Annotated in this window: 3 protein-coding genes; all 3 read right to left on the reverse strand. The window is 73.8% G+C overall.

What is annotated here, in order from left to right:
* Positions 1 to 1,281: condensation domain-containing protein (locus V5O46_RS31145; protein WP_332888095.1), on the reverse strand; the 1,281-nt coding region annotated here is incomplete at its 3' end.
* A gap of 4 nt (positions 1,282 to 1,285) precedes the next feature.
* Positions 1,286 to 9,058: an amino acid adenylation domain-containing protein gene (locus V5O46_RS31150; protein WP_332888096.1), complete on the reverse strand. Its 7,773-nt coding sequence runs from the start codon at positions 9,056 to 9,058 to the stop codon at positions 1,286 to 1,288.
* Positions 9,055 to 9,624 (reverse strand): phosphopantetheine-binding protein (locus V5O46_RS31155; protein ID WP_332888097.1); only part of this gene is annotated, 570 nt, incomplete at its 5' end. The genes V5O46_RS31150 and V5O46_RS31155, both read right to left, overlap by 4 nt.

Here is a 9,624-nt window from a genome sequence, read left to right on the forward strand (position 1 = left end):
ATCCGCAGCCACCTGCTCCAGCACCCGGGAGAACCGGGAGACGATCGCCTCGGCCGTGTCCCGGTCGAACAGCTGGGTGGCGTACTGGAGGTCGCCCCGCAGGGCGCCCGAGCCGTCCATGGCGATGCTGAAGAACAGGTCGGACAGCGCGGTCTGGGTGAGGTACTGCTCGAACTCCACCTTGAGGCCGGGCAGTTCGAAGTCCTGCTTCGCGAAGTTCTGCCAGGCGAACATCACCTGGAACAGCGGCTGGTAGGCGAGGGAGCGTTCCGGGTTGATCTGCTCGACCAGCGTCTCGAACGGCACGTCCTGGTGCTCGTAGGCGGTCAGAGCCTTGTCCCGGACCTGCGTGAGGAGATCGTCGAACGAAGGGTCACCGGAGAGGTCGACCCGCAGCACCTGGGTGTTGACGAAGAATCCGACCAGATCGGCCAGTGCCTCGTCGGTCCGCCCGGCGATCGGACCGCCGATCGTCACGTCGTCCCCGCACCCGAGCTTTCCGAGCAGCACTCCCACCGCGGCCTGGAGGACCATCGCCATGGTCATCCCGCGCTCGTCGGCCAGCTTCTGGAGTCCGGCCGCCACCGCGGGCTCCACCACGATGTCGACCGCGTCGCCCTGCGAACTCCGCTCCGCGGGCCGCGGCCGGTCCAGCGGGAGGTTCAGCGGCTGGGGCACCCCGGCCAGTTCGGCGCGCCAGTACTCGATCTGCGCGGCCGCCAGACTGCCCGGGTCGGTCACGTCGCCGAGCAGTTCGCGCTGCCACAGCGCGTAGTCCTTGTACTGCACGGGCAGCGGCGTCCACTGCGGCGCCCGGCCGTCGCGGCGGGCGGTGTAGGCGGCGGCCAGGTCCCGTGCCAGCGGCCCTCCGGAGACGCCGTCCGAGGCGATGTGGTGGATGACCAGCACCAGAACGTGTTCCTCGGGCGCGCAGCGGAACAGGTGGGCCCGGAAGGGGATCTCGGCCGCCAGGTCGAACCGGTGGGCGATGACCGCGTCGATCGCGCCGGGCAGGTCCTCGGCGGTCGTGTCCGTCACCGGCACCGGTACCGGCGCCTCCGCCGCCGCCAGGATCCGCTGGTGGGGCTCGTCGTCGTCGGTCACATAGGTGGTGCGCAGGGTCTCGTGGCGGCCGACGACGTCGCGGATCGCCGCGACGAGGGCGCCCTGGTCGAGCGGGCCGGTCAGCCGGAACGCCGGGGAGATGTTGTAGGTCTCCGCCCCTCCCTCGAGCTGGTGCGTCAGCCACATGCGGCGTTGTGCGAACGACAGCGGGATCACGGTCTCACTCCTCGACGGTCATCTGGCGGAGACTGGGGCGCAGGGGAACGGCCGATGCCTCGGTCCACGCGGCGAGAGCGGACACGGTCGGCAGGTCGAAGATCTTGCGGATGGGTATCTCCGTCCCCAGCTCGGCGCGGGCCCGGCTGATCAGCCGGGTGGCGAGCAGGGAGTGCCCGCCGAGCGTGAAGAAGTTGTCGTCGACGCCGACCCGGCTCAGGCCCAGCACCTCGGCGAACAGTCCGGCGAGCGCCTCCTCGCGGGCGCTGCGGGGTGCCCGGAAGGGGGTGGCGGGGGTCCGGCCGGGGACGGGCAGTGCCTTCTGGTCGAGCTTGCCGTTGGGCGACAGGGGCAGCCGGTCCAGCGGTACGTACGCGGCGGGCACCATGTAGTCGGGCAGCCGCTCCGCCAGGTGGTTCCGGAGCCCGGCCGGGTCCGGTTCGGCCCCGCCCGGTGCGGGGACGTAGTAGGCGGCCAGGTAGCGGGTGTCGCCGGTCTGCCGGGTCACCACGGCGGCCTGGGCGATTCCGGGATGGGTCGTCAGGGCGGCTTCGACCTCGCCGGGTTCGATGCGGTAGCCGCGGATCTTGACCTGGGTGTCGATGCGACCGAGGTGGTGGAGCTCCCCGTCGGGGGTGAGGCGGGCGAGGTCACCGGTGCGGTACATGCGGGAGCCGGGAGGCCCGTAGGGGTCGGCGACGAAGCGGTCGGCGGTCGGGCCGGCCTGACGGTGGTAGCCGCGCCCGGCCCCGGCCAGGTACAGCTCACCCGGGGTGCCCGGGGGCAGCAGGGTGAGGGCGGGGCCGAGGACGTAGGCGCGCACGCCGGGGAACGGGCGTCCGATGGGGACCCCGGTGGTGTACGGATCGCCGGGGTCCAGGAGGTGTCCGGTGGCGTAGAAGGTCTCGCTGGGTCCGTAGCTGTTGATCACGCGGGCGTCGGGCCAGAGGGCGCGCACCCGCGCCGCCAGGGCCGGGGTCAGCACTTCCCCTGAGATGTTCAGTGCCGTCGGATCGATGCGGTCGGCGAGCTGGTCGACGAGTTCGGCGAAGGCAGACGGCACCGAGCAGATGACGTCGGCGTCCCAGGTCTCGCGTTCGGCCAGCTCCAGCACGTCGCGGACGATCTCGGCGCTGCCGCCCGTGGTGAGCGCGGCGAAGGTCTCGAAGGTGGCGACGTCGAAGCCGAACGAGGCGGCGACCAGGACCCGTCGGCCGGACTCCGCCCCGGCCTGGGCGACCATGGTGTCCACGGCGTTGACGACCGTGGTGTGGGTGACGCCCACGCCCTTGGGCACGCCGGTGGAACCGGAGGTGTAGACGACGTAGGCGAGGCTGTCGGGGCCGGCCGCGGGCCGAGCCGCGGCGGCCGGCGCGGCGGCGGTGCCGTCCGGTGCCGCGGCCGGGAGGTCCATGGTGTCGAGGTCGAGGACGGGGATGTCGGTGGCAGGGACGAGCGCCAGGGTGCCGCCGTCCGCGAGGACCAGCCGAGGCCGGGCACCGGGGAGGACGTGCCGGAGGCGGGCCGCGGCGTAGGCGGGGTCGACGGGCAGATACGCGCCGCCCGCCTTGAGCACGCCCAGGAGGGCCACGACCGCGTTCACGGTGCGCGGCAGGACCACGGCCACCACGCTCTCCGGGCCCACCCCGCGCCCGGTCAGCTCGGCCGCGAGCCGCTCGGCGCGGGCGTCCAGCTCGGCGTAGGTCAGCGTTTCGCCCCCGGCGCGCACGGCGACCGCGTCCGGGGTCCGCGCCACCTGGGCCGCGACGCGCCCGGTGATCGTGGACGGCACGGCCTCGGCGACCCCGTCGCCCGGCAGGGCCAGGATCCGGTCGCGCTCGCCCGGTTCCAGGATGTCGATCTGTGCCACCTTCAGCCCGGGGTCGGCGGCGAGCTGCCGCAGCACCCGGACGAGGCGGGCCGCGTACGTCCGTACCGTGTCACGGTCGAAGACGCCCGGCGCGTACTGGATGGTGAGCTGCAGGTGCGGGTCGGCCGCCGCCAGCAGGCAGAGCGGGTAGTGGTTGCCCGCGGACGGGCGCAGGCCGGTGTAGGAGATGCCGCCCGCGGCGTCGGTGGCGGCGCTCAGGCCCTCCCGGTCGACGGGGTACGACTCGAAGACGAACAGCGTGTCGAAGAGGGACTGCAGACCGAGGGACCGCTGCATCTCCGCGAGCCCGTGGGAGTGGTGCTCCACCAGCCCGGACTGCCGGTCCTGAAGGCGGCTGAGGACCTCGGCCACGGTGTCGCCGGGCGCGTACGTGACCCGTACGGGAACGGTGTTGATGAACATGCCGACCATCGACTCGACGTCCGGCACGGCGGGCGGCCGACCGGAGACGGTGGTGCCGAACACCACGTCCCGGCGGCCGGTGAGCTGCCCGAGCAGCAGCGCCCAGGCGCCCTGGACCAGGGTGTTGGCGGTGATGCCCAGGTCGGAGGCGCAGCGGACCAGCGCGTCCGCCGCGTCGGGCGGGAGCGGGACGTCGGTCTGGTCGCGGCTGCCGTCGTCCGCGCCCGTGGAGCCGGCGGCGAGCAGGGTCGGCTCCTCGACGCCGTCGAGCTCGCCGGCCCAGGCCCGTGCCGCCCGGTCCTGGTCCTGCCGGGTGAGCCAGGAGAGGAAGTGGCCGTAGTCGGGAGTGCCCGGGAGTCCGGCCGGATCGCCGTCGGAGGCGTAGAGCAGCAGCAGGTCCCGCATGAGCAGGGGCGTGGACCAGCCGTCGTAGAGGGCGTGGTGGGCGGTCAGCACGAGTTCGGGCCGGTCGGGTTCGAGGACGACGAGGGCCAGCCGCAGCAGCGGCGGGTCGTCCGCGTCGAAGTAGCGGGTGCGGTCCTGCTCCAGGAACCGTTCGAAGGCCGCGGTGCGCTGTGCTTCGTCGGCCGCGGTGAGGTCGAGGTGCTGCCACGGCAGGGTCACCGTCTCCGGAACCACCTGCACGACGTCGCCGTCCGCGCGGTCGACGAACGCCGCGCGGAGGCTGGGGTAGCGCTCCAGCAGCGCCTGCCCGGCCCGGTGCATCCGCTCCGGGTCGACCTCTCCGGACAGGTGGAACACCAGCTGTATGTGGTAGGGGTCGAACGACGCTCCGGCCAGCATCGCCTGGAAGAGGATGCCGGACTGTGCCGGGGTGGTCGGCCACACCGCGGCGAGCCTGCCGAAGCGGGCCTCCCAGCCGTCGATCTCCTTCTGGCCCACGTCGACCAGGGGCGCGTCGCCGGGGGTCAGTCCACCGGCACCGGGTTCCGCGGCGTGCCGGGCCAGAGCGGTCAGCGCCTCCGCCCACAGCCCGGCCAGCTCGGTCACCTCCTCGCGGGCGAGCACACCGGTGGGGAAGGCGAAGTACGCGGTGAGCTCGTCGCCGTCGGGGGTGTGGGTGGCGACCGCGTTGATCTCCAGGGCCGACAGCACCGGCATGTCCTCGTCCGGTGCGGCGATCAGGTCCCGGTGCGCGGTGTCCGGGGCCCAGCCCAGGCCGCGCAGGTCCTCGGGGATGTCCGCGGCGGAGGACCGGCCCAGGTAGTTGAACCCGATCCGCGGCTCCGGCAGTGCGGCCAGCGCGGCGGCGGTCCCGGGGTTGAGGTGGCGCAGCAGGCCGTAGCCCAGGCCGTGGTCCGGCACCGCCCGCACCTGCTCCTTGACGGCCTTGATCGCCTCGCCGGCGGCCGGGCCGCCGGCGAACGCGTCCGCCAGGTCGATGCCGGCCATGTCGAGGCGTACCGGGAACATGGCGGTGAACCAGCCGACCGTCGCGGACAGGTCCGCGCCGGGCACCAGGTGCTCCGCCCGGCCGTGGCCCTCCAGCCGTACCAGGGCCGCGGACCCGCCGTCCCGCGTCCGCCGCCGCCGGCGGGCCAGGGCCAGGGCCAGGGCCGCCAGCAGCCCGTCGTCGACACCGCCGCGGAACACCGCGGGCACCGTGTTCAGCAGGGTCTCCGTGACGTCCGCCGGGATCCGGACCCGTACCGTGTCCACGGTGGCCGCGACATCGCGTGTGCGGTCCAGCTCCCGTGCTCCGAGAACCGGTTCGTCCGCGCGCAGGATCTCCTGCCACACGGGCAGTTCCGCCACCCGTTCCGGGGTGAGCGCCTCGTCGGCCAGTGCGTGCGCCCACCGGCGCAGCGAGGTTCCGGTTCCTGCCGGCCCGGGGGTGCGGCCGTCGCGGACGGCCTGCCAGGCGGACACCATGTCCGGCAGCAGGATCCGCCACGACACCCCGTCGACGACCAGGTGGTGCAGGACGATCAGCAACCGCTCCGGTCCGGTGCCGGAGGTGAGCCGTACGAACTGCGCCATCACGCCCGCGTCCGGGTCCAGCCGGTCCGCGGCGGCGTCCAGCTCGGCCTGCACCCCGGTCTCGTCGTACGCGGCGTCCCGTACCAGCGGGCCGGCGTCCACACTGCCGACGGGTCCGATCAGCAGGCCCGGCCGCGCCCGGTCGAGCCGGGAGCGCAGGACGTCGTGCCGGTCCAGCACCGCCTGGACGGTGGCGACCAGTCCCGCGCGGTCGATGTCCGGGGGCAGGGTCACCAGCGCGGACATGCAGAACCGGCCGAGGCCACCGCCCAGGGCGAGGACGTGCGCCGCCGTCGGCGGCAGCGGCGCCGGTCCGACGCCGCCGCCCGGCAGCTCGGGCAGCGTCACCCGGTCCTCCGCGTCCCGTCCCTCGACCAGCTCCGCGAGGCGGGCCACCGTGCGGTGCTCGAAGACCTCCCGGGTGCTGACGGTGACGCCGCGGGTCCGAGCCCGTGCGACGACCTGGATGGAGCGGATGCTGTCTCCGCCGGCGGCGAAGAAGTCGTCGTCCAGGCCCACTTGCCGCGCGCCGAGCACATCGGCGTACACCTCGGCCAGGATCCGCTCCGTCCCGCTGCGCGGCGCCCGGTACTCCTTGCCGCCGAACTCCGGCTCCGGCAGCCCGCCCCAATCGGTCTTCCCGGTGGCGGTCAGGGGGATCCGGTCGAGGACCACGAGATGCGCGGGCACCATGTAGTCGGGCAGCCGCCGGGCGGCGTACCGGCGCAGATCCGTCACCGAGACGCCGGGTTCGGTGTCCGCGGTTCCGGCGCCCGCCCGGGCCACGTAGCCGACGAGCCGGGTGCCGCCGGTGGGGTCCTCGCGCACCGTGACCACGGCCCGGGCGACCGCGGGATGCCGGGCGAGCACCGTCTCGATCTCGGCCGGCTCGATCCTGATACCGTTCACCTTGATCTGGGCGTCGGCCCGTCCCGCGTACGTCAACTGGCCGTCGCGGTCCCACCGGGCGAGGTCGCCGGTGCGGTACATGCGGGTTCCGGCGGGGCCGAAGGGGCAGGCGACGAACCGCTCCGCGGTGGCCGCGCCGCTGCCGTGGTAACCGCGGGCGAGCACACCGGAGACGTACAGCTCGCCGATCACGCCGGGGGCGACCGGGGCGAGTTCCGGGCCCAGGACGTGGGCGCGCATATGGGCGAGGGGCCGTCCGACCGGTATCGCGCCGGTTCCGGGCGGCTGCGGCGGGAGGGTGAAGGTGGAGGCGTAGAAGCTCTCGGTCTGGCCGTAGGCGTTGACGACACGGACCCCGGGCAGGGCGTCGCGCACCCGGTGGACCAGGTCGGCCGAGAGCGCCTCGCCCGCGAAGACCACGGTGTCCACGTCGAGTTCGGGACCGTCCGTGCCGTCGGCGGCGATCTGGTCGAGCAGTGCGGAGAACACCGCCGGCACGGCGCTGACGGTGGCGCCCGACCAGCGGTCGCGCGAGGCGAGTTCGAGTACGCCGCCGACGAGGTCGACGCAGGCTCCGGTGGTCAGCGCGGTGAACATCTCGAACACGGAGACGTCGAAGTTCACGGAGGTCGCGGCGAGCATCCGGGACCCGGATCCGACCCGGGTCACCCGGCGCAGGTCCGCCACTCCGTTGACCACGGCCGCGTGGGTGACGCCGACGCCCTTGGGCGTCCCCGTCGATCCGGAGGTGAACATCACGTAGGCGAGGTGGTCCGGTGCGACCGGGACGTCCGGGCCGCCCCCGGGGGCGGGGCCGTCGAGGTCCAGGTCGTCCAGGTGCAGTACCGGCGGCCGGCAGCCCGCCACGGTCGCCGCGGTCGCGTGCTCGGTCAGCACCAGTGCCGGGGCGGCGGTGTCCAGCAGGAGGCCGACGCGCCCGGCCGGGTGGTCCGGGTCGATCGGCAGGTAGGCCCCGCCCGCTCTGAGCACGCCGAGGAGGGCGACCACCAGGTCCGCCGTTCGTGGCAGGGCGACCGCGACCAGTACCTCCGGCCCCACCCCGCAGTCACGCAGCACCGCGGCCAGCCGGCCGGCCCGGGCGTCCAGTTCCCGGTACGACAGCTCGGTGCGGCCGGACAGCACCGCTGTCGCGTCCGGGGTCCGTGCCGCCTGGGCGGCGACCAGTTCCGGTATCGTCGCCGCGCGCACCGGCGCCGCAACACCGTCCGGCCGCACCAGCCGGTCCCGTTCGGCGGCGGTGAGCACGTCCGTCCGGCCGAGCCGCGTCCCGGGGTCGGCGACCACCTGCCGCAGTACCCGCACATAGCGGTCGACGAGGCTCTCGGCCGTGGCGTGGTCGAACAGTCCCGTCGCGTACTCCAGCCGGCCGCGGGCGCCCCCGGACGGGCCCGGGACGATGTTGAGGAACAGGTCGAACTTGGCGGTGCCGGTGCCCACCGGGACGGGGGTGACCCGCAGGCCCGGCAGTTCGGTCTCCGACCAGGCGAACTGCCAGGCCAGCATCACCTGGAACAGCGGCTGGTAGGCGGTGCTGCGGTCCGGACCGAGCAGCTCCACCAGGTGCTCGAACGGGACGTCCTGGTTGTCGTACGCGGCAAGGGCCCTGTCCCGGACCTGGTCCAGCAGATCGCCGAAGGACGGGTTGCCCGACAGATCGACGCGCAGCACCCAGGTGTTGGCGAAGAACCCGATCAGATCCTCGAGCTGCTCGTCGGCGCGTCCCTCGATCGGGCTGCCGATCGTCAGATCGTTTCCCGCGCCGAGGTGGTGCAGGAGCACGGCGAGCGCGGCCTGGGCGACCATCGGGGCCGTGGCTCCGTGGTCCGCCGCCAGCTTCCTGATCCCGGCGAGCAGGTCCGCGTCCAGGTCGATGTCGGCATGGCCGCCGCGATGGTCGGCCGCCGTCTGCCGCGGCCGGTCCAGCGGCAGCTGCACCGGCTGCGGCACCCCGCCCAGTTCCCGCTGCCAGTAGGCGAGCTGCTCGCCGACGAGACTGTCCGGGTCGGTCTCCTCGCCCAGCACCTGCCGCTGCCACAGCGTGTAGTCCTTGTACTGCACCGGAAGGGGTGTCCAGTCCGGCGCGCTCCCCCGCCGGCGGGCGGTGAACGCCGCCGCCAGGTCCCGCAGGAAGGGCGCCATCGACGCTCCGTCGGCGGCGATGTGGTGGAACACGAAGACCAGCACATGTTCCTGCGGGGAGACGCCGAGCACGGTGACCCTCAGCGGCAGTTCGGTGTCCAGGTCGAATCCCGCACTCACGGCCTCGCGCAGGGCGTCGTCCACGGCGTCCGCGGCGACGTCGGCCACCCGGAACGGGACGACCGCCTCCTCGGGGGGCAGGATCCGCTGCTCGGGCGTGCCGTCGGGGTGCTCGACGACCAGGGTGCGCAGGCTCTCGTGCCGGCCGACGACGTCCGTCACCGCCGCTGCCAGGACCGAGGTGTCCAGGGGGCCCTCCGCACGCAGCACGAAGGGGATGTTGTAGGTGGCGGACGGCCCCTGAAGACGGTGGAGGAACCACAGCCGGCGCTGGGCGAAGGACAACGGGATCATCGGCGGTTCTCCTCTGCGGTCATCGGGCGCAGCTGGGGACGGCTCGACCGGGTCAGCTTCTCGATCCGGTCCGCCAACCGGGCGACGGTCGGATTACGGAACACCGTCGTGACCTTCACGTCGACGCCGAGTTCGTTGCGTATGCGGCCGACCAGCCGGGTGGCCAGCAGCGAATGCCCGCCGTGGTCGAAGAAGTCGGCGTCGACGGCGATCTCCTCGACGCCGAGCAGTTCGGCGAAGAGCCGGCAGAGGACCTCCTCGCGGGGGGTGCGCGGCCCTCGCCCGGCCGCGGCCCCGGTCCGGCCGGGTGCGGGGAGGGCGCCGCGGTCGAGCTTCCCGCTCGGTGTCGTGGGGAACTCGGTGAGCGGGACGATCGCGGAGGGGACCATGTACTCCGGCAGCTGCTCCCGCACCAGGTCCGTCACGGCCTCGGTGTCGAAGGCGGCCGGGTCCGCCGTGCCGGCCGGCACCACGTATCCGACGAGCCGCTGGTCGTCGGCCCGGTCCTCGCGGACCACGACCGCCGCGCTGTCGACGCCGGGGTGCGCGGCCAGCGCCGACTCCAC

It is taken from the genome of Streptomyces poriticola (assembly GCF_036689765.1).
Taxonomy (GTDB): Bacteria; Actinomycetota; Actinomycetes; order Streptomycetales; family Streptomycetaceae; genus Streptomyces; species Streptomyces poriticola.

Excerpts from the sequence above, each read along its gene's own strand:
- V5O46_RS31150 (WP_332888096.1), bottom strand. The coding sequence starts at position 9,058 with ATGATCCCGTTGTCCTTCGCCCAGCGCCGGCTGTGGTTCCTCCACCGT.